Origin of the sequence: Zestomonas insulae (genome assembly GCF_016901015.1) — a bacterium.
GTDB classification, from domain to species: domain Bacteria; phylum Pseudomonadota; class Gammaproteobacteria; order Pseudomonadales; family Pseudomonadaceae; genus Aquipseudomonas; species Aquipseudomonas insulae.
Genome location: NZ_JAFEUP010000007.1, coordinates 175,731 through 194,530 on the forward strand (window position 1 = coordinate 175,731; position 18,800 = coordinate 194,530).

Genomic DNA, 18,800 nt, shown 5'->3' on the forward strand with positions numbered 1-18,800 from the left:
GCCGCTCTTTTTGCGCGACGACCAGCCAGGGCGGGCAGCGTCCGCGTTCCTCTTCCTCTCTCTGTGTAAGGCAGTGCTATGCAGCGGTTGTATCGGAAACGCATCGTCCTGGGCGTGGGCGGCGGCATCGCCGCCTACAAGAGCGCCGAACTGGTCCGTCGACTGCGCGACCAGGGCGCCGAAGTCCGCGTGGTGATGACCCACGGCGGCCGCGAATTCATCACCCCGCTGACCCTGCAGGCGCTGTCCGGCCATCCCGTGCACCTCGAGCTGCTCGACCCCGAGGCGGAGGCCGGCATGGGCCATATCGAGCTGGCGCGCTGGGCCGACCTGGTGCTGATCGCCCCGGCCACCGCCGAGCTGCTCGCGCGCCTGGCGCAGGGCAACGCCAACGACCTGCTGACCACCCTGGTGCTGGCCACCGACGCCACCGTCGCCCTCGCTCCGGCGATGAACCAGGCGATGTGGCGTGACCCGGCGACCCAGGCCAACCTCGAGCTGCTCGCCAGCCGCGGCCTGAAGGTATTCGGCCCGGCCTCCGGCAGCCAGGCCTGCGGCGACGTCGGCCTCGGCCGCATGCTCGAAGCCGACGACCTGGCGCAGCTCGCCGCCGACTGCTTCCAGCGCCAGGCGCTGGACGGCAAGCACGTGCTGATCACCGCCGGGCCGACCCAGGAAAACATCGACCCGGTGCGCTACATCACCAACCACAGCTCCGGCAAGATGGGCTTCGCCCTCGCCGAGGCCGCCGCCGAAGCCGGTGCGCGGGTGACCCTGGTGAGCGGCCCGGTGCACCTGCCAACCCCCGACCGGGTCAGCCGCATCGACGTGGTCAGCGCCCGCGACATGCTCGCCGCCTGCGAAGCCGCGATGCCCTGCGACCTGCTAATCGCCGCCGCCGCGGTGGCCGACTACCGCCCCGAAGTGGTCGCCCAGCACAAGCTGAAGAAGGACCCAACCACCGGCGACGGCCTGTTCCTGCAGATGGTGCGCAACCCGGACATCCTCGCCACCCTCGCCGGCCGCGACGACCGCCCGTTCAGCGTCGGCTTCGCCGCCGAGACCGAGAACCTGCTCGACTACGCGTCGCGCAAGCTGCGTGACAAGAACCTCGACCTGATCGTCGCCAATGACGTGGCCAACCCGACCATCGGCTTCAACAGCGAAGAGAACGCCATCACCATCATCGATCGCGAACAGCGGCAGACTAGCTTCGCCCAGACCAGCAAGGGCAAGATCGCCCGCCAGCTGATCGCTTTCATTGCCGACCGCCTCAACCAAGCCTGAGACCCCATGCACTCACTGCAAGCCAAGATTCTCGACCCGCGCCTCGGCCGCGATTTCCCGCTGCCGCAATACGCCACCCCGGGCTCCGCCGGCCTCGACCTGCGCGCCATGCTGCAGGACGACGTGACCCTGGAGCCGGGCCAGACCGTGCTGATTCCCACCGGCCTGGCGATTCACATCGCCGACCCGGGCCTCGCCGCGCTGGTCCTGCCGCGCTCGGGCCTCGGCCACAAGCACGGCATCGTACTGGGGAACCTGGTCGGCCTGATCGACTCCGATTACCAGGGCGAGCTGATGGTGTCGTGCTGGAACCGCGGGCAGAGCAGCTTCCGCATCACCGTCGGCGAGCGCATCGCCCAGCTGATGCTGGTGCCGGTGGTGCAGGCGCACTTCGAGCTGGTCGACGAGTTTCACGAAAGCCAGCGCGGCACCGGCGGCTTCGGCCACTCCGGCAGCCAGTAAGCGCAACGCCACCGTTCCACCATTCAGGATGAATCGTCGAGGAGCCATCGCGTGAAACTCTTCCAACGCGCCGCCAAGGAACCGGACCTGATCAATCCCGAGGCCAGCACCCCACCGCGAAGCGCCGGCAACCTGCGCGCCGAGCTGGCGCCGCTGCTGCCCGGCCTCGCCATCAGCCTGGCCGGACTGCTCGCCGGAGCGGCGATGCTCTGGTTCGGCAGCCTGCAATCCCAGCAGGCGGAGGAGCGCCAGCACCTTGCCGAAGCCTGGAGCGCCAACCAGGCCGGCGCGCTGCAGCAGGCACTCAAGCAGCTGCAGGCCGAGACCACTGCCGCGGCCCGCGACCCGCAGCTGCTGCAGGTCCTGCAGAGCCAGGACAACACCCAGATTCGCGCCGCCGAACGCACGCTCAGCTACCGCGACGGGGTGATTGATGCGCGCCTCAACCTGCGCGGCCAGGCCGTGCAGGACGCCAGCGGCGCAGCGCCGGTGAACTTCGCCGCGCTCGACCTGCTGCGCCGTGTCGAGAACGGCCAGCCGCCAGCCGTCGAGGCCTACCGGGTCGGCCAGCGCTGGGTGGTGTACAGCGTCGCCCCGCTGCGCGTCGCCGACAACGAGCCGGCCGGCGGCACGCTGCTGCTGATGGTCGACCTGCAGCGCCTGCTCAGCAGCCTGCCGCCGCTACCGGCCGGCGTCGGCCAGTTGCAGCTGACCCAGCAGTTCGGCAAGGGCCCGGCGCAGCTGCTCAGCCAGCGCGGCGCGGCCGGCGACGGCGCACTGCTCAACCTCGACAGCGGCAATCCCAACTGGAAACTGAGCTTCCAGTCCGGCCCCGGCCTCGACCAGGGCGGCACCTCGCCCTGGGTGCTGCTGCCGGCGCTGCTGGTGGCATTCGGTGCGGTGCTGCTCGGCCTGCTGGTGCTGCGCCGCAGCCAGCAACGTCAGCTGCAGGACGACGCTCATCAGCTCGGCCAGATGCTCCACGAACTCTCCGCCGGAAAGGCCGTCAAACCCTTCAGCCTGCGCCTGGCCGAACTCAACGGCCTGTCCCAGCAACTCGCGCGCCTGCCGCGCGGCAACGGCCACAACGGCAATGGCAACGGCAAACCGGCCAGCGCGCCGCAACGCCCGGATGCCCCGCCTGCAGCACCGGCCAGCGAACTGGTCGACCCCCTGTTTCAAGACACCGATATTCTCGATATCGACATTCTCGACGAAGACCAGGATCTCCTGGGATTGGAGCAAAGCCCCGCCATGTCAGTACAGAGCCTCACCCCGCCCAAACTGCCCGCCAGCATCTTCCGCGCCTACGACATCCGCGGCGTGGTCGGCGACACCCTGACCAGCGAAACCGCCTACTGGGTCGGCCGTGCGGTCGGCGCGGAAAGCCTCGCCAAGGGCGAGCCGAACGTCGCAGTCGGCCGTGACGGCCGGCTGTCCGGCCCGGAGCTGGTGCAGGCACTGATCCAGGGCCTGGTCGAAGCCGGCTGCGACGTCAGCGACATCGGCATGGTGCCGACCCCGGCGTTGTACTACGCCGCCAACGTGCTGGCCGGCAAGTCCGGGGTGATGCTTACCGGTAGCCACAACCCGCCGGACTACAACGGCTTCAAGATCATGGTCGCCGGCGACACCCTGGCCAACGAACAGATCCAGGCGCTGCGCGCACGCATCGACAACAACGACCTGTCCAGCGGTCATGGCCGTGTCGAGCAAGTCGAGATCCTCGAGCGCTACTTCAAGCAGATCCGCGATGACATCGCCCTGGCCAAGCCGCTGCGCGTGGTGGTCGACTGCGGCAACGGCGCCGCCGGGGTGATCGCCCCGCAACTGATCGAGGCGCTCGGCTGCACGGTGATCCCGCTGTTCTGCGACGTCGACGGCACCTTCCCGAACCACCACCCGGACCCGGGCAAGCCGGAAAACCTCGAAGACCTGATCGCCAAGGTCAAGGAAGTCGGCGCGGATGTCGGCCTGGCCTTCGACGGCGACGGCGACCGCGTCGGCGTGGTGACCAACACCGGCACCATCGTCTACCCGGATCGCCTGATGATGCTGTTCGCCAAGGACGTGGTGTCGCGCAACCCCGGCGCCGACGTGATCTTCGACGTCAAATGCACCCGTCGCCTCGGCGCTCTGATCAGTGGCTACGGCGGTCGCCCGGTGATGTGGAAGACCGGTCACTCGCTGATCAAGAAGAAGATGAAGGAAACCGGCGCGCTGCTGGCTGGCGAGATGAGTGGGCACATCTTCTTCAAGGAGCGCTGGTTCGGCTTCGACGACGGCATCTACAGCGCCGCGCGCCTGCTGGAAATCCTCAGCCTCGACAAGCGCGACGCCGAGCACGTGTTCTCCGCGTTCCCGGTCGACGTGTCGACCCCGGAGATCAATATCCAGGTCACCGACGAGAGCAAGTTCCGCCTGATCGACAAACTGCAGAGTGGCGGCAGCTGGGGCGAAGGCAGTGTGACCACCCTCGACGGTGTGCGCGTCGACTATCCCAAGGGCTGGGGCCTGGTGCGCGCCTCCAACACCACGCCGGTGCTGGTGCTGCGCTTCGAAGGTGACACCGCCGAGGAGCTGGAACGCATCCAGACGGTGTTCCGCGCCCAGCTGCTGGCCGCCGACCCTTCCCTCAACCTGCCGTTCTGATCGACCGTTTCCCTGGAGTCCCGCATGACCCTCGACCGCAACGCCGCCACCAACATTGCCCAGGTCCTCTCCGAAGCGCTGCCGTACATCCGTCGCTTCGTCGGCAAGACCCTGGTGATCAAGTACGGCGGCAACGCCATGGAAAGCGAGGAGCTGAAGCAAGGCTTCGCCCGCGACATCGTGCTGATGAAGGCCGTCGGCATCAACCCGGTGGTGGTGCACGGTGGTGGCCCGCAAATCGGTGACCTGCTCAAGCGCCTGTCGATCGAAAGCCACTTCATCGACGGCATGCGCGTCACCGACGCGCAGACCATGGACGTGGTCGAGATGGTCCTCGGCGGCCAGGTCAACAAGGACATCGTCAACCTGATCAACCGCCATGGCGGCAGCGCCATCGGCCTGACCGGCAAGGACGCCGAGCTGATCCGCGCGCGCAAGCTCACCGTGACCCGGCAGACGCCGGAGATGACCCAGCCGGAGATCATCGACATCGGCCACGTCGGCGAAGTCGCCAGCGTCAACGTCGAGCTGATCAACATGCTGGTGTCCGGCGACTTCATTCCGGTGATCGCGCCGATCGGTGTCGGCCCGGAGGGCGAGTCCTACAACATCAACGCCGACCTGGTGGCCGGCAAGGTGGCCGAGGCGCTGAAGGCCGAGAAACTCATGCTGCTGACCAACATCGCCGGCCTGATGGACAAGCAGGGCCAGGTGCTGACCGGCCTGTCGACCGCCCAGGTCGACGAGCTGATCGCCGACGGCACCATCTACGGCGGCATGCTGCCGAAGATCCGCTGCGCCCTCGAGGCGGTGCAGGGCGGGGTGACCAGCGCGCACATCATCGACGGCCGGGTGCCGCACGCGGTGCTGCTGGAGATCTTCACCGACAGCGGCGTCGGCACGCTGATCTGCAACCGCAAGAAGCACTGAACATGCTCGTCCGCGACGACTTCCGCTTCAGCCATCCGCTGCGTGTGCGCTGGGCGGAAGTCGACCCACAGAGCATCGTGTTCAACGGCCACTACCTGACCTACGCCGACGTCGCCATCACCGAGTACTTTCGTGCGCTGGGGGTCGCCTACCCGGCGGACCTCAGCCGCGATGGCGGCGACTTCTTCGCGGTGAAGACCGTGCTCGAATACTTCGCCCCGGCACGCTTCGACGACTGCCTGGAGATCGGCGTGCGCGTCGGTCGCCTGGGGCGCTCGAGCCTGAGCTTCGTGGTCGGTATCTGGCGGGATGGCGCGCTGCTGACGGCGGGCGAGGTGATCTACGTGCATGCCGACGCCGCCACTCGCAGCAGCAGCCCGCTGCCGGACTGGCTGCGCGACAAAGTCAGCGCCTACGAGCGTCGCGCGCCCGACGCCTGAGGACTAGGGGCGCGCGCCGAGCAGTTCGCTGAGGCGTGCGCGGTCGGCGTCGAAGCTGGCCGCGGCCTGCTTGCGCACGCCTTCGTAGCGGGTGATGTCGTGCTGGGTGTGCACCTGCTCCGCCTTGAGGTTCTCGATCTGCGCCACCAGGTGGGCCGGCACTTCGCGGCCGGCACGCTCGGTGTCGGCGGCCTGGCTCTGCAGGTTGGCCTGCTGGGTACGCAGCGACTGCAGGTTGCTGCGCGCCACGCTGATCACTCCATCCAGCTCGGCCAGCTTGCGCTCCTTGGCGCGCTCGACGTCTTCCGGGGTGCTGTACAGGCGCAGCAGCTGCGCATCGGAACTGGCCCGCGCCTTGTCCGCCAGTTGGCGGCGCATCTCGTCGGCGCTCGGTGCCGGCGGCACCACCTTGACCACCCGACCCTGCTCGTTGAGCACTTCATAGCCCTTGCCGATGTACTGCGGCGGCACGCCCTGGCGATCCAGCACCGGCACGCCCTTGTCGTTGGTATAGCGATACAGCTCAGTCGCCTGGGCCAACAACGGCAGCGACAGCGACCCGAACAGCAACATCACGCGCAGCGAAACCGGATTGAGCATGAACACGTCACCTTAACTGGCGAGTTAGATCCCGTATTGGTCGCGGTACGCCTGCACCGCCGGAAGATGCTCTTTCAGTGCAGCATCCTCGGCGAGATATTCCAGTACCTGCTCCAGCGACACAATGCTGATTACTGGCATTTTGAAATCACGCTCGACTTCCTGGATTGCCGAGAGCTCGCCCTGACCGCGTTCCTGACGGTTCAGCGCGATCAGCACACCAGCGGCCTGGGCGCCTTGCGCCTGGATAATCTGCATGACTTCGCGAATCGCCGTACCGGCGGTGATCACATCGTCGACAATCAGCACCCGGCCTTGCAGCGGTGCGCCGACCAGCGTGCCGCCCTCGCCGTGCGCCTTGGCCTCCTTGCGGTTGAAGCACCAGGGCAGGTCGCGCTGGTGCTTGTCGGCGAGCGCCACTGCAGTGGTCGCCGCCAGCGGAATGCCCTTGTAGGCCGGGCCGAACAGCACGTCGAAGTCGATTCCGCTGTCGACCACCGCCGCCGCGTAAAACTGACCAAGCTGGGCCAGCGCCGAGCCGCTGTTGAACAGCCCGGCATTGAAGAAATACGGACTGACCCGACCCGACTTGAGGGTGAACTGACCGAAACGCAGCACCCCGCGTTCGATGGCAAAACGAATGAACTCGCGCTGGTACGCCTGCATGAAAAAAGCCCCGAACGGCACGGATTTAGCTAATTGAGATGAGCTCGGGTATCATACACGCACGTGTTTTTGGGGGCCATTTATGCGGATCATCAGTGTGAACGTGAATGGTATTCAAGCTGCAGTCGAGCGAGGTCTTCTCAGCTGGCTGCAAGCCCAGAATGCCGACGTCATCTGTCTGCAAGATACCCGCTCTTCCGCCTTTGACCTGGACGACCCTGCCCTCCAACTGGATGGCTACTTCTTCTATTCCTGCGAAGCCGAAGTGCCCGACCAAGGTGGTGTGGCGCTGTATTCGCGGTTGCAACCCAAGGCGGTGATCAGCGGACTCGGATTCGAGACGGCCGATCGCTACGGGCGCTATCTGCAGGCAGACTTCGACAAGCTGAGCATTGCCAGCGTGTTGCTGCCATCGGGACAAGACGGCGACGAGAGCCTGAACCACAAGTTCAAGTTCATGGACGACTTCACCCACTACCTGGACAAGCAGCGTCGCAAGCGCCGCGAGTACATCTACTGCGGCTCGCTGTACGTCGCCCACCAGAAGATGGACGTGAAGAACTGGCGCGACTGCCAGCAATCGCCGGGTTTCCTGGCGCCCGAGCGCGCCTGGCTCGACGAGGTGGTCGGCAATATGGGCTACGTCGACGCGCTGCGTGAAGTCAGCCGCGAAGGCGAGCAGTTCAGCTGGTGGCCGGATACCGAGCAGGCACAGTTGCTGAATCTCGGCTGGCGCTTCGACTATCAGCTGCTCACCCCCGGCCTGCGCCGCTTCGTGCGCAGCGCCCGCCTGCCGCGTCAGCCGCGCTTCTCCCAGCATGCGCCGCTGATCGTCGACTACGACTGGACGCTGAGCGTCTGAGCCATGAAAAAAGCCGGCATTGCGCCGGCTTTTTTGTTGCTGCACTGAGCTACTTGAGCAAGCGCCAGCAGAACGGATAGCGATAGTCCTGCCCTTCGTTGGCCTTGATCCCGGCAATCACGGTGAGCACCAGCGCGCCGATGCCCAGCAGGCCGAGCAGCAGGAAGCCGATCACCACCAGCATCAGCAGCATGCACACCAGCGCCGCCAGCGACACGGTGATCTGGAAGTTCAGCGCTTCCTTGCCCTGCGCGTCGACAAAGGGATCAAGGTCCTTCTTGATCTGCCAGACGATCAGCGGCCCGAGCAGGTTGCCAAACGGGAATACCAGGCCGAGGAAGGCGGCGAAGTGGCAGAACATCGCCCACTGGCGCGCCTCCAGGCTAGGCGTGGTCACCGGCATGTCATCGCTCATGGGCTCGCTCCTTGCTGTTGCGGAAGAATCAGTCGGCCAGGCTGGCGCGCTGCAGCTCGATCAGCTCGCCCATGCCCTGGCGTGCCAGGTCGAGCATGGCGGTCAGCGCTTCCGGCTGGAACGGTGCGCCTTCGGCGGTGCCCTGCACTTCGATGAAGCCGCCGTCGGCGGTCATCACCACGTTGAGATCGGTCTCCGCCGCGGAGTCTTCGAGGTAGTCGAGGTCGAGCACCGGCTCGCCCTGGTACATGCCCACCGACACCGCCGCGACCAGGTGCTTTAGCGGATCACCACCCTTCAACCCGCCGCGCTTCTTGATCACTCGTAGCGCGTCGACCAGCGCCACCATCGCTCCGGTGATCGACGCGGTGCGCGTACCGCCATCGGCCTGGATCACGTCGCAGTCGACATACAGGGTGACTTCGCCCAGCTTGGACATGTCCAGCGCGGCGCGCAGCGAACGGCCGATGAGACGCTGGATTTCCAGGGTGCGACCGCCCTGCTTGCCGCGGCTGGCTTCGCGCTGGTTCCGCTCGCCGGTGGAGCGCGGCAGCATGCCGTACTCGGCAGTTAGCCAGCCTTGACCCTGGCCCTTGAGGAAGCGCGGAACGCCGTTCTCGACGCTGACGGTGCAGATCACCTTGGTGTCACCGAACTCCACCAGCACCGCACCCTCGGCGTGCTTGGTGTAGTTGCGGGTGATGCGAATCGAGCGCAACTGGTCGGCGGTGCGGCCGCTGGGACGTTTCATGCTGGTACTACCTATTGGGTCACGAGTCTGCCCGCCATTATAGGGCCCACCGAGAGTGACCACACGGCAAATTGGGAGGCGCCGACGCACTGCGCTACAATCCTGCGCCTTCGTTCCTCCTGCCATTCGCGAGGTTTCCCCGATGGTGCACAGCATGACCGCCTTTGCCCGCGTCGAACGGGCGGGTACCCACGGCACCCTGAGCTGGGAGTTGCGCTCGGTCAATCACCGCTACCTGGAACCGCACCTGCGCTTGCCGGACGCGTTCCGCGACCTCGAAGGCGCGGTGCGCGAGGCGCTGCGCCAGGGTCTGTCGCGCGGCAAGGTGGAGTGCACCCTGCGCTTCGCCGAGGACAGCGCCGGCCAGCCGCTGCAGGTCGATCGCGAGCGTGCCGCCCAGGTGGTCGCCGCCGCCGAAGCGGTGTCCGCGCTGATTCAGCAGCCGGCACCGCTCAACCCGCTGGAAGTGCTGGCCTGGTCCGGCGTGCTGGTGGCCAACGCGGCCGATCCGCAGGCGCTGAACAAGGCGGCGCTGGAAGCCTTCGAGGCGGCGCTCGCCGAGCTCAAGGCCGGCCGCGCCCGCGAAGGCGCCGAACTGGCCAAGCTGCTCAACGAGCGCCTCGACAGCATCGTCGCCGAAGTCGCCGCGCTGCGCGTGCTGGTGCCGCAGATGCTCGCCGGCCAGCGGCAAAAGATCCTCGACCGCTTCAGCGAGCTGAAGGCCGAACTCGACCCGCAGCGGCTCGAGCAGGAACTGGTGCTGCTGGCCCAGAAGAGCGACGTCGCCGAAGAGCTGGACCGCCTCAGCACCCACGTCACCGAGGTGCGTCGGGTGCTCAAGGCCGGCGGCGCGGCGGGTCGGCGCCTGGACTTCCTGATGCAGGAACTCAACCGCGAAGCCAATACGCTCGGCTCCAAGGCGTTCGACCCGCGCAGCACCCAGGCGGCGGTCAACCTCAAGGTGCTGATCGAACAGATGCGCGAACAAGTGCAGAACATCGAATAACCGTCGCCCTCGGAACCCTTTTCATGGCCACTACCCACGGCATCCTGTACATCATCTCCGCCCCGTCCGGCGCGGGCAAAACCAGCCTGGTCAAGGCGCTGATCGACGCCGTGCCGCAGATTCGCGTGTCCGTGTCGCACACCACCCGCGCCATGCGCCCGGGCGAAGTCGATGGGGTCAACTACCACTTCGTGGCCCGCGCGCAGTTCGACGCCATGCTCGAACGCAACGAGTTCCTCGAGCACGCCCAGGTGTTCGACAACCTCTACGGCACCTCGCAGCGCTGGCTGGAGCAGACCCTCGCCGAAGGCTATGACCTGATCCTCGAGATCGACTGGCAGGGCGCCCAGCAGGTGCGCAAGTTGATGCCGCAGGCCAAGTCGATCTTCATCCTGCCGCCGACCCAGGAAGCGCTACGCCACCGCCTGACCAACCGCGGCCAGGACAGCAGCGAGATCATCGAGCGGCGCATGCGCGAGGCAGTCAGCGAGATCAGCCACTACGTCGAATACGACTACGTGGTGATCAACGACGACTTCGCCCATGCGCTGGCCGACCTCAAGGCGATCTTCCGCGCCAACCAGCTGACCCAGAGCCACCAGCAGCAGCGCCACACCGGACTGCTCAGCGAGCTGCTGGCCTGAGCCGGCGGGCAGGGCGAAAAATCCGCTCTTCCCTAAAGGCTGGCTATTTTTTAAACTACCCAGTCCGCCGCCCCGTTCGGGCGCGGCTTTCTGCTCAATTTTCACGTCGCTAGAGGAACACCATGGCCCGCGTTACCGTTGAAGACTGCCTGGACAACGTCGATAACCGCTTCGAGCTGGTCATGCTCGCCACCAAGCGTTCCCGTCAACTGGCTACCGGCGGCAAAGAGCCGAAGGTCGCCTGGGAAAACGACAAGCCGACCGTCGTCGCCCTGCGTGAAATCGCCGCCGGCCTGGTCGACTACAACGTGGTTGCCGAGGAAGAACTGGTTGAAGACGAGCCGCTGTTCGTCAACTACGAGGAAGAGGCCAACGAGGCCCTCTAAGCCTATGCCTGGTCGAAGCGTCGCGACGCAGGTGCCGCAGCGGCAGGGGGTGAACCCTTGCCGAGCATAGACGTCCTCGCCGAACGCCTTTCGACCTACCTGGGCCAGGAACAGATCAACCTGGTCCGGCGTGCCTACTTCTACGCCGAGCAGGCCCACGACGGGCAGCGCCGCCGCAGCGGCGAAGCCTACGTGACCCATCCGTTGGCCGTCGCCAACATCCTCGCCGAAATGCACATGGACCATCAGAGCCTGATGGCGGCCATGCTGCACGACGTCATCGAGGACACCGGGATCGCCAAGGAAGCCCTGACCTCGCAGTTCGGCGAAACCGTCGCCGAGCTGGTCGACGGGGTCAGCAAGCTGACCCAGATGGACTTCCAGACCAAGGCCGAGGCGCAGGCCGAGAACTTCCAGAAGATGGCCCTGGCCATGGCCCGCGACATCCGCGTGATTCTGGTCAAGCTCGCCGACCGCCTGCACAACATGCGCACCCTCGACGCCATGCCGCACGAGAAGAGCCGGCGCATCGCCAAGGAAACCCTGGAGATCTACGCGCCGATCGCCAATCGCCTGGGCATGCACAGCATGCGCATCGAGTTCGAGGACCTCGGCTTCAAGGCCATGCACCCGATGCGTTCGGAACGCATCCGCGCCGCGGTGCGCCGGGCGCGCGGCAACCGCAAGGAAATCGTCAACAAGATCGAGGAATCGCTGGTCAACTGCCTGACCCGCGACGGCATGAGCGGCGAAGTGATCGGCCGCGAGAAGCACCTATTCAGCATCTACAAGAAGATGCGCGGCAAGCGTAAGGCGTTCAACGAGATCATGGACGTCTACGCCTTCCGCATCATCGTCGACAAGGTCGACACCTGCTACCGCGTGCTCGGCGCCGTGCACAACCTGTACAAGCCGCTGCCCGGTCGCTTCAAGGACTACATCGCGATCCCCAAGGCCAACGGCTACCAGTCGCTGCACACCACGCTGTTCGGCATGCACGGGGTGCCCATCGAGATCCAGATCCGCACCCGCGAGATGGAAGAGATGGCCAACCACGGCATCGCCGCGCACTGGCTGTACAAGTCCAGCGAGGACGACACGCCGAAGGGCAACCACGCGCGCGCGCGCCAGTGGGTCAAGGGCATCCTCGAACTGCAGCAGCGCGCCGGCAACTCGCTGGAATTCATCGAGAGCGTGAAGATCGACCTGTTCCCCGACGAGGTCTACGTGTTCACGCCCAAGGGCCGCATCATGGAGCTGCCGAAAGGCTCCACCGCGGTCGACTTCGCCTACGCGGTGCACACCGACGTCGGCAACGCCTGCATCGCCTGCCGCATCAACCGCCGCCTGGCGCCGCTGTCGCAGGCCCTGGAAAGCGGCTCGACGGTGGAGATCGTCACCGCCCCGGGCGCCCGCCCGAACCCGGCCTGGCTGAATTTCGTGGTCACCGGCAAGGCGCGCACGCACATCCGTCACGCCCTCAAGCAGCAGCGCCGTTCGGAGTCGATCAGCCTCGGCGAACGCCTGCTCAACAAGGTGCTGACCGGCTTCGACAGCCACCTCGAGAAGATCCCCGCCGAGCGCATGCAAGCGGTGCTCGCCGAGTACCGCCTGGAATACCCCGAGGACCTGCTCGAGGACATCGGCCTGGGCAACCGCATGGCCTATGTGGTCGCCCGTCGCCTGCTGGCCAGCGACGGCGAACAGCTGCCGAGCAGCCAGGGCCCGCTGGCGATCCGCGGCACCGAGGGGCTGGTGCTGAGCTACGCCAAGTGCTGCACGCCGATCCCCGGCGACCCGATCGTCGGCCACCTGTCGGCCGGCAAGGGCATGGTGGTGCACCTCGACAACTGCAAGAACATCGTCGAGATCCGCCACAACCCGGAGAAATGCATCCAGCTGTCCTGGGCCAAGGATGTCACCGGCGAGTTCAACGTCGAGCTGCGCGTCGAGCTGGAACACCAGCGCGGTCTGATCGCCCTGCTCGCCAGCAGCGTCAACGCCGCCGACGGCAACATCGAGAAGATCAGCATGGACGAGCGCGACGGGCGCATCAGCGTGGTCCAGCTGGTGGTCAGCGTGCATGACCGTGTGCACCTGGCCCGCGTGATCAAGAAGCTGCGCGCGCTCAAGGGCGTGATCCGCATCACCCGCATGCGCGCCTAGCGCCCCCACCCGAAGATTCCCGGCGACGGAGCGCCAACCGCTGCGTCGCCTTTTCCCGGCACCCCACAAGGAGTTCCCATGAGCAAGACCGTCATCCACAGCGACCAGGCCCCGGCCGCCATCGGCACCTATTCCCAGGCGATCAAGGCGGGCAACACCGTGTACCTGTCCGGTCAGATCCCGCTCGACCCGAAAACCATGGAGCTGGTCGACGGCTTCGAAGCCCAGACCGTGCAGGTCTTCGAGAACCTCAAGGCGGTGATCGAAGCGGCCGGCGGCAGCTTCAAGGACCTGGTCAAGCTGAACATCTTCCTCACCGACCTCGGCAACTTCGCCAAGGTCAACGAAGTCATGGGCCGCTACTTCGAGCAGCCGTATCCGGCTCGCGCCGCCATCGGCGTCGCCGCCCTGCCGCGCGGTTCGCAGGTGGAAATGGACGGCATCCTCGTCCTCGAGTAAGCCTGTCGGCGGGGTGCGCGCACCCCGCCCGTTCCGTATCGACAAGGATCGCGTCATGCGTCTGTCCCTCGCGCTGCTCGCCAGCGCTCTCTGGCTGGCCGGCTGCGCCAGCACCCCACAGGATCCCAGCGGCACCTGGATCAACCAGGCCGCCATCGACGCCGCCGCGCAGGGTGGTCCGCTGCGCGAAGCGCTGCTCGCCTACGGTCCCAATCTGGAATGGCGCATCGATACCGCGCGCCAGCTGGCCACGGTGAGCAACGGTTTCGAACTCAGCGAAGGCCAGCTGCAGGTCGACCCGGCCGCCGGCTGGAACGTCGACTTCTATGGCGACTTCCACGAACACCTCAGCCTCGCCGGCGCGCAGCTGCTCCAGGCGCCCAGCAGCAACAGCCCGGCGCAGCACTTCGTCCGCCCGCAGACGCCGGCCGCGGCCGACGCGCCGCAGGGCAGCAGCTTCGAACACGCCCTGTATGCCGCCTACCTCGGCGGCGACTGGCAGATCGAGCAAGGCTCCGGCCAGGGCGGCCTGGTGCGCTTCCACGCCGATGGCGCGGTCGAGGGCCTGCCCGGCGCGGAACGTTACGCGCTGTGCCTGGCCGGCGATTGCGCAGCGATGAGCGGCGAACACGACAGCCTGTGGCTGCAACTCGGCAACCAGGGCAGCGCCTGGCTGTTCGAGCGCGACGGCGATGCGCTGCGGGTATTCGCCGCGGTCAATCAGGCGGCGACCGACGAGATGCCCGACTACCGCCCCGGCGAGCAGGTCTGGCTGCTGCAGCGCAACTGAGCGCTCAACCCTCGTCGGCGAGCACCGCCGCGTAGCCCTCGCGATAGCTCGGGTACTGTGGCACCCAACCCAGCCCGCGGGCGCGCGCATTGCTGCAGCGCTTGCTGCCGCTGCGGCGCATCCCCGCCTCGGCGGCACGCTCGGCCACATCCAAGCGGCCACGCAGCCATTCGACGACCTCATGCAAGGCCGCCGGCTCGTCATCGACGCCGAGGTAACAGTCGTCCAGCGCCGCGCCACGCTGCTCGGCCTCGAGCAGGCAGGCGAGCAGCCCGGCGGCATCCTCGGCGTGAATGCGGTTGGTAAATACCGGCGGTTGCGCCAGCGCCCACTGCCCCTCGCGGACCTGATTGAGCAGCCAGTTGCGCCCCGGACCGTAGATCCCGGTGAGGCGCACCACGCTCGCCGGATGGCCGCTGCCGAGCGCCAGCCGCTCGGCCTCGCGCATCACCACCGAGGACATGTCGCCAGCCTCGGCCGGCGACACCTCATCAATCCACTCGCCGCCCTGCTGGCCGTACACGCCGCTGCTGGAGACGAACAGCAGCCGGCGCGGCCGCTGTCCGGCCTGCGCCAGCCAGTCGAGCACCCGCGCCAGGCCGTCGACGTAGGCGAGCCGGTAACCAGCCTCGTCGTAGCGGGTCGCCGCCGCGCAGTACACCAGATAGTCCAGCTCGCCGTGCGGCCAGGCCGCCGGGCGCGCCGCCTCGCCCAGGTCGGCGGCCACCGGCAGCACCCCGGCGGGCAGCGCCTCGACCTGGCGGCGCAGGCCGTGCACGCGCCAGCCGAGCGCCAGTGCGCGACGGGCGAGGCGGCTACCGACATCGCCACAACCGGCGATCAATAGGGAGGGTGAGGCAGTCATGGTGGCTCCTGGGAATGGTGAAAATGATCGTCTGACTAGCGGTGCGCAGGCTCTCGGTCAAGGCTTTCAGGCCGGTGCGCCGCTAAAAAGATTGCTCTATTACTTCTGTTAACAAGAATTACTTGCAATAATACCCGCCCTTTTCGCCGCCGGCCCAGTCCGGCAGCCCGCTGAATTTACTTCCTCAGGGTCCGGCCAGCATGAATGCTCTCCACTCCAACCTTCCGTCCCTTCGCTCCTCCCGCGCCGTGCGCGGCCTGGCCGTGCTGCTTGGCAGCCTGCTGCTGCCGAGCCTGGCCTTCGCCGAGGAGCCGAGCAGCGTGGCAACGCCGCCAGCTGCCGTAGCTCCGGCGGCGAGCGAAGCGGCGCCTGCCGCCCCTGCCGCCCCTGCCGCCCCTGCCGCCTTGCCGGCGGACGCCAGCGCCATCCCGGCCGGTGAAGCCGTGACCGCCGCCGAGCACGAAGAAGTGCTCGCCGCCGAGCAGGCCATGTCCCACGACCTGTCGCCCTGGGGCATGTACCAGAATGCCGACGTGGTGGTGAAGGCGGTGATGATCGGTCTGGCCATCGCCTCGGTGATCACCTGGACGATCTGGATCGCCAAGGGCCTTGAGCTGTTCAACGCGCGTCGCCGCCTGGTCGGCGAGCTGGCCGGCCTGAAGAAGGCGCGCACCCTCAAGGAAGCCGAAGAAGGCATCGCCCGGCATGGCAGCCTCAGCCATCAGTTGGTCCATGAGGCGCTGGAAGAGGTCAAGCTGTCGACCAACACCCGTGAAAAGGAAGGCATCAAGGAGCGCACCGCGTTCCGCCTCGAGCGTCTGGTCGCCGCCAGCGGACGCAACATGAGCAAGGGCACCGGCCCGCTCGCCACCATCGGTTCGACCGCACCCTTCGTCGGCCTGTTCGGCACCGTCTGGGGGATCATGAACAGCTTCATCGGCATCGCCAAATCGCAGACCACCAACCTCGCGGTGGTCGCCCCCGGTATCGCCGAAGCCCTGCTGGCGACCGCCCTCGGCCTGGTCGCGGCGATCCCCGCGGTGGTCATCTACAACGTCTTCGCCCGCTCCATCACCGGCTACAAGGCCCAGGTCGCCGACTGCTCGGCGCAGGTCCTGCTGCTGCTCAGCCGCGACCTCGATCACCTGCCGAACAGCGAGCGCAACGCGCAGGCCAACGTCGTCAAACTGGGGTAAGCCATGGGACTGCATCTGAACGATGGCGGTGACGATCTCGTCGAATCCCACGAGATCAACGTCACGCCCTTCATCGACGTCATGCTGGTGCTGCTGATCATCTTCATGGTCGCCGCACCGCTGGCCACGGTCGACATCAAGGTCGACCTGCCGGCCTCCACCGCCAAGCCGGCGCCGCGCCCTGACAAGCCGATCTACCTGAGCATCAAGGAAGACAACAGCCTGTTCCTCGACAACGAGCAGGTCGCCAAGGAACAGCTCGGCCCGCTGCTCGACAAGCTGACCCAGGCCGACAAGGACAAGACCATCTTCGTCCGCGGCGACAAAGAGGTGAACTACAGCGTGCTGATGGACGTCATGGACGCCCTGCGCGGTGCCGGCTACCTGAAGATCGGTCTGGTGGGGCTTGAGACAGTTCAATGACTACGCGTAACCGCACGCTGTCGCGCTACGCCTTCAGCCTGGCGGCCGTGCTCGGCCTGCATGGCGGACTGGCGTTCTGGGCGATGTTCTGGCACGCCAAGGCTGCACCGATCGAATTGCCACCGCCGCCGGCGGTGATGATCGAGCTGGAGCCGCTGCCGCCGGCCGCCCCCAAACCGGCGCCGCCACCACCGCCGGTGGTACGCGAGGAAGAGCCGGAGCCGCAGCCGAAGCTGGTCGAAGCACCGAAGCCGACGATTGCCCTGAGCAAGCCGAAGCCGAAACCCAAGCCCAAGCCGCCGAAGCCGATCGAGAAGCCGCAGCCCAAGCCGGTCGAGGAACCGCCGCAGGAGCAGCCCCCAGCGCCGCCGGCGGAAGCCCAGAGCAAGCCGGCCGCGCAGCAGCTGGCGTCGGTCAGCGCGCCGTCGAAGGCCGAGGTGACCTGGCAGAGCAAGCTGCTCAGCCACCTGAGCCGCTATAAGCGCTACCCCGACGACGCCCGCCGCCGCGGCTTCGAAGGCACCACGCGGGTACGCTTCAGCGTCGACCGCGACGGCAACGTGCTGTCCGTGGAGCTCGCCGGCACGTCCGGCAGCGCCTCGCTGGACCGCGCCACGCTGGCGATGATCCGCCGCGCCCAGCCGCTGCCCAAGCCGCCGGCGGAGATGCTCGACGGCAACAGCGTGGCGGTCACCGCGCCGTTCGTGTACTCGCTGGACCGTCGCTAGGTCCTGCGCCCCAGGTGCCGGGCGACCGCCCGGCAGCGCACTACCCCTCCCCCGCAACACCCCGTGGCAGCGCCGGCTGCTGCGGGTGTTTCGCTGCATCGAGAGCTGCCGCTATTATTGGTTGCACTCTCATGGAATTTACCTATGACCCTCACCGAACTGCGCTACATCGTCACCTTGGCTCAGGAACAGCATTTCGGCCGCGCGGCCGAACGCTGCCACGTCAGCCAGCCGACCTTGTCGGTGGGGGTGAAGAAGCTCGAGGACGAGCTCGGCGTGCTGATCTTCGAACGCAGCAAGAGCGCGGTGCGCCTGACTCCGGTCGGCGAAGGCATCATCGCCCAGGCGCAGAAGGTCCTCGAACAGGCGCAGGGCATCCGTGAGCTGGCCCAGGCCGGCAAGAACCAGCTGGCCGCGCCGCTCAAGGTCGGTGCGATCTACACCGTCGGCCCCTACCTGTTCCCGCACCTGATTCCGCAGCTGCACAAAGTCGCGCCGCAGATGCCGCTGTACATCGAAGAGAACTTCACCCACGTGCTGCGCGACAAGCTGCGCAACGGCGAGCTGGACGCCATCATCATCGCCCTGCCGTTCCAGGAAGCCGACGTGCTGACCATGGCCCTCTACGACGAGCCGTTCCACGTGCTGCTGCCGGCCGGTCACCCGTGGGGCAACAAGGAAACCATCGACAGCGCGCAGCTCAACGACAAGAGCCTGCTGCTGCTCGGCGAGGGCCACTGCTTCCGCGACCAGGTGCTGGAAGCCTGCCCGACCCTGCGCAAGCACGGCGACGAAGGCAGCCAGTACACCACGGTGGAATCCAGTTCGTTGGAAACCATCCGCCACATGGTCGCCTCCGGCATGGGCATCTCGATCCTGCCGCTGTCCGCGGTGGACAGCCACCACTACGCGCCGGGCATCTTCGAGGTGCGCCCGCTGACCCCGCCGACGCCGTTCCGCACCGTGGCAATCGCCTGGCGCGCCAGCTTCCCGCGGCCCAAGGCCATCGACGTGCTGGCCGACTCGATCCGCCTGTGCTCGGTGGCGCGGGCGCAGAACAGCGCCGCCTGAG

At 66.9% G+C, this 18,800-nt stretch carries 21 protein-coding genes; 16 read left to right on the forward strand and 5 right to left on the reverse strand.

From position 1 onward, the window contains the following. Positions 1-78 precede the first annotated feature (78 nt). The 5 genes from coaBC (at position 79) to JQX08_RS21565 (ending at position 5,771) form a co-directional block, all read left to right on the forward strand. A complete protein-coding gene (coaBC, locus tag JQX08_RS21545; protein ID WP_205350506.1) occupies positions 79-1,287 on the forward strand; it encodes a bifunctional phosphopantothenoylcysteine decarboxylase/phosphopantothenate--cysteine ligase CoaBC in 1,209 nt (402 codons plus the stop codon). Between the two features lie 6 nt (positions 1,288-1,293). Beyond that, complete coding sequence (gene dut, locus JQX08_RS21550; RefSeq protein ID WP_205350507.1) at positions 1,294-1,749, forward strand: dUTP diphosphatase; 456 nt, start codon at positions 1,294-1,296, stop codon at positions 1,747-1,749. Positions 1,750-3,003: 1,254 nt separating this feature from the next. After that, positions 3,004-4,401 (forward strand): phosphomannomutase/phosphoglucomutase, encoded by a 1,398-nt coding sequence (gene algC / locus JQX08_RS21555; RefSeq protein ID WP_205350575.1) that lies wholly within the window; start codon positions 3,004-3,006, stop codon positions 4,399-4,401. A gap of 24 nt (positions 4,402-4,425) precedes the next feature. Next, positions 4,426-5,331: an acetylglutamate kinase gene (gene argB, locus JQX08_RS21560; RefSeq protein WP_205350508.1), complete on the forward strand. Its 906-nt coding sequence runs from the start codon at positions 4,426-4,428 to the stop codon at positions 5,329-5,331. A gap of 2 nt (positions 5,332-5,333) precedes the next feature. Then, complete coding sequence (locus JQX08_RS21565; RefSeq protein ID WP_205350509.1) at positions 5,334-5,771, forward strand: acyl-CoA thioesterase; 438 nt, start codon at positions 5,334-5,336, stop codon at positions 5,769-5,771. Positions 5,772-5,774: 3 nt separating this feature from the next. Here the strand turns inward: JQX08_RS21565 and JQX08_RS21570 are convergent, their stop codons facing one another. Both JQX08_RS21570 and pyrE read right to left on the reverse strand, forming a co-directional pair. Then, positions 5,775-6,371: a DUF4124 domain-containing protein gene (locus JQX08_RS21570; RefSeq protein WP_205350510.1), complete on the reverse strand. Its 597-nt coding sequence runs from the start codon at positions 6,369-6,371 to the stop codon at positions 5,775-5,777. 24 nt (positions 6,372-6,395) lie between these two features. Continuing rightward, complete coding sequence (gene pyrE, locus JQX08_RS21575) at positions 6,396-7,037, reverse strand: orotate phosphoribosyltransferase (RefSeq protein WP_205350511.1); 642 nt, start codon at positions 7,035-7,037, stop codon at positions 6,396-6,398. Between the two features lie 82 nt (positions 7,038-7,119). Here pyrE and JQX08_RS21580 point away from each other — a divergent pair, with 82 nt between their 5' ends. Beyond that, positions 7,120-7,899 carry a catabolite repression control protein Crc gene (locus JQX08_RS21580; protein ID WP_205350512.1) on the forward strand — a complete coding sequence of 260 codons (780 nt, stop codon included), beginning with the start codon at positions 7,120-7,122 and terminating at the stop codon, positions 7,897-7,899. 49 nt (positions 7,900-7,948) lie between these two features. On the opposite strand, the gene JQX08_RS21585 is transcribed toward JQX08_RS21580, so the two are convergent. Together JQX08_RS21585 and rph are read right to left on the reverse strand one after the other, a co-directional pair. After that, positions 7,949-8,314: a DUF4870 domain-containing protein gene (locus JQX08_RS21585; RefSeq protein ID WP_205350513.1), complete on the reverse strand. Its 366-nt coding sequence runs from the start codon at positions 8,312-8,314 to the stop codon at positions 7,949-7,951. A 28-nt stretch (positions 8,315-8,342) separates the two neighbouring features. Next, entirely contained in the window at positions 8,343-9,065 is a 723-nt protein-coding gene (rph, locus tag JQX08_RS21590; RefSeq protein ID WP_205350514.1) for a ribonuclease PH, read from the reverse strand. A gap of 142 nt (positions 9,066-9,207) precedes the next feature. Between rph and JQX08_RS21595 the strand changes: the two genes are divergently transcribed. From JQX08_RS21595 to JQX08_RS21620, 6 genes are all read left to right on the forward strand, one after another. Further along, a complete protein-coding gene (locus tag JQX08_RS21595) occupies positions 9,208-10,071 on the forward strand; it encodes a YicC/YloC family endoribonuclease (RefSeq protein ID WP_205350515.1) in 864 nt (287 codons plus the stop codon). 23 nt (positions 10,072-10,094) lie between these two features. Beyond that, on the forward strand, positions 10,095-10,715 hold the full coding sequence (gene gmk, locus JQX08_RS21600; protein WP_205350516.1) for a guanylate kinase: 621 nt from the start codon (positions 10,095-10,097) through the stop codon (positions 10,713-10,715). A 122-nt stretch (positions 10,716-10,837) separates the two neighbouring features. After that, positions 10,838-11,101, forward strand: a complete 264-nt coding sequence (gene rpoZ / locus JQX08_RS21605) for a DNA-directed RNA polymerase subunit omega (protein ID WP_205350517.1) — start codon at positions 10,838-10,840, stop codon at positions 11,099-11,101. A 57-nt stretch (positions 11,102-11,158) separates the two neighbouring features. Further along, positions 11,159-13,267 (forward strand): bifunctional GTP diphosphokinase/guanosine-3',5'-bis pyrophosphate 3'-pyrophosphohydrolase, encoded by a 2,109-nt coding sequence (gene spoT, locus JQX08_RS21610; protein WP_205350518.1) that lies wholly within the window; start codon positions 11,159-11,161, stop codon positions 13,265-13,267. A 78-nt stretch (positions 13,268-13,345) separates the two neighbouring features. Then, a complete protein-coding gene (locus JQX08_RS21615; RefSeq protein WP_205350519.1) occupies positions 13,346-13,726 on the forward strand; it encodes a RidA family protein in 381 nt (126 codons plus the stop codon). Between the two features lie 55 nt (positions 13,727-13,781). Beyond that, positions 13,782-14,516 (forward strand): hypothetical protein, encoded by a 735-nt coding sequence (locus JQX08_RS21620; RefSeq protein ID WP_205350520.1) that lies wholly within the window; start codon positions 13,782-13,784, stop codon positions 14,514-14,516. 4 nt (positions 14,517-14,520) lie between these two features. Here the strand turns inward: JQX08_RS21620 and JQX08_RS21625 are convergent, their stop codons facing one another. Next, positions 14,521-15,381, reverse strand: a complete 861-nt coding sequence (locus JQX08_RS21625; protein ID WP_205350521.1) for an NAD-dependent epimerase/dehydratase family protein — start codon at positions 15,379-15,381, stop codon at positions 14,521-14,523. 200 nt (positions 15,382-15,581) lie between these two features. On the opposite strand from JQX08_RS21625, the gene exbB reads away from it, so the two are divergent. The 4 genes from exbB (at position 15,582) to JQX08_RS21645 (ending at position 18,799) form a co-directional block, all read left to right on the forward strand. Continuing rightward, entirely contained in the window at positions 15,582-16,577 is a 996-nt protein-coding gene (gene exbB, locus JQX08_RS21630; protein ID WP_205350522.1) for a tonB-system energizer ExbB, read from the forward strand. A 3-nt stretch (positions 16,578-16,580) separates the two neighbouring features. Beyond that, positions 16,581-17,000 carry a TonB system transport protein ExbD gene (gene exbD / locus JQX08_RS21635; RefSeq protein ID WP_205350523.1) on the forward strand — a complete coding sequence of 140 codons (420 nt, stop codon included), beginning with the start codon at positions 16,581-16,583 and terminating at the stop codon, positions 16,998-17,000. Further along, positions 16,997-17,728: an energy transducer TonB gene (locus tag JQX08_RS21640; protein WP_205350524.1), complete on the forward strand. Its 732-nt coding sequence runs from the start codon at positions 16,997-16,999 to the stop codon at positions 17,726-17,728. The genes exbD and JQX08_RS21640 overlap by 4 nt, the downstream gene beginning before the upstream one ends. A gap of 144 nt (positions 17,729-17,872) precedes the next feature. After that, positions 17,873-18,799 carry a hydrogen peroxide-inducible genes activator gene (locus tag JQX08_RS21645; protein WP_205350525.1) on the forward strand — a complete coding sequence of 309 codons (927 nt, stop codon included), beginning with the start codon at positions 17,873-17,875 and terminating at the stop codon, positions 18,797-18,799. The last annotated feature ends 1 nt before the right edge of the window (position 18,800 follow it).

Excerpts from the sequence above, each read along its gene's own strand:
- coaBC (WP_205350506.1), top strand. The coding sequence starts at position 79 with ATGCAGCGGTTGTATCGGAAACGCATCGTCCTGGGCGTGGGCGGCGGC.
- dut (WP_205350507.1), top strand. The coding sequence starts at position 1,294 with ATGCACTCACTGCAAGCCAAGATTCTCGACCCGCGCCTCGGCCGCGAT.
- algC (WP_205350575.1), top strand. The coding sequence starts at position 3,004 with ATGTCAGTACAGAGCCTCACCCCGCCCAAACTGCCCGCCAGCATCTTC.
- argB (WP_205350508.1), top strand. The coding sequence starts at position 4,426 with ATGACCCTCGACCGCAACGCCGCCACCAACATTGCCCAGGTCCTCTCC.
- JQX08_RS21565 (WP_205350509.1), top strand. The coding sequence starts at position 5,334 with ATGCTCGTCCGCGACGACTTCCGCTTCAGCCATCCGCTGCGTGTGCGC.
- JQX08_RS21570 (WP_205350510.1), bottom strand. The coding sequence starts at position 6,371 with ATGCTCAATCCGGTTTCGCTGCGCGTGATGTTGCTGTTCGGGTCGCTG.
- pyrE (WP_205350511.1), bottom strand. The coding sequence starts at position 7,037 with ATGCAGGCGTACCAGCGCGAGTTCATTCGTTTTGCCATCGAACGCGGG.
- JQX08_RS21580 (WP_205350512.1), top strand. The coding sequence starts at position 7,120 with ATGCGGATCATCAGTGTGAACGTGAATGGTATTCAAGCTGCAGTCGAG.
- JQX08_RS21585 (WP_205350513.1), bottom strand. The coding sequence starts at position 8,314 with ATGAGCGATGACATGCCGGTGACCACGCCTAGCCTGGAGGCGCGCCAG.
- rph (WP_205350514.1), bottom strand. The coding sequence starts at position 9,065 with ATGAAACGTCCCAGCGGCCGCACCGCCGACCAGTTGCGCTCGATTCGC.
- JQX08_RS21595 (WP_205350515.1), top strand. The coding sequence starts at position 9,208 with ATGGTGCACAGCATGACCGCCTTTGCCCGCGTCGAACGGGCGGGTACC.
- gmk (WP_205350516.1), top strand. The coding sequence starts at position 10,095 with ATGGCCACTACCCACGGCATCCTGTACATCATCTCCGCCCCGTCCGGC.
- rpoZ (WP_205350517.1), top strand. The coding sequence starts at position 10,838 with ATGGCCCGCGTTACCGTTGAAGACTGCCTGGACAACGTCGATAACCGC.
- JQX08_RS21615 (WP_205350519.1), top strand. The coding sequence starts at position 13,346 with ATGAGCAAGACCGTCATCCACAGCGACCAGGCCCCGGCCGCCATCGGC.
- JQX08_RS21620 (WP_205350520.1), top strand. The coding sequence starts at position 13,782 with ATGCGTCTGTCCCTCGCGCTGCTCGCCAGCGCTCTCTGGCTGGCCGGC.
- JQX08_RS21625 (WP_205350521.1), bottom strand. The coding sequence starts at position 15,381 with ATGACTGCCTCACCCTCCCTATTGATCGCCGGTTGTGGCGATGTCGGT.
- exbB (WP_205350522.1), top strand. The coding sequence starts at position 15,582 with ATGAATGCTCTCCACTCCAACCTTCCGTCCCTTCGCTCCTCCCGCGCC.
- exbD (WP_205350523.1), top strand. The coding sequence starts at position 16,581 with ATGGGACTGCATCTGAACGATGGCGGTGACGATCTCGTCGAATCCCAC.
- JQX08_RS21640 (WP_205350524.1), top strand. The coding sequence starts at position 16,997 with ATGACTACGCGTAACCGCACGCTGTCGCGCTACGCCTTCAGCCTGGCG.
- JQX08_RS21645 (WP_205350525.1), top strand. The coding sequence starts at position 17,873 with ATGACCCTCACCGAACTGCGCTACATCGTCACCTTGGCTCAGGAACAG.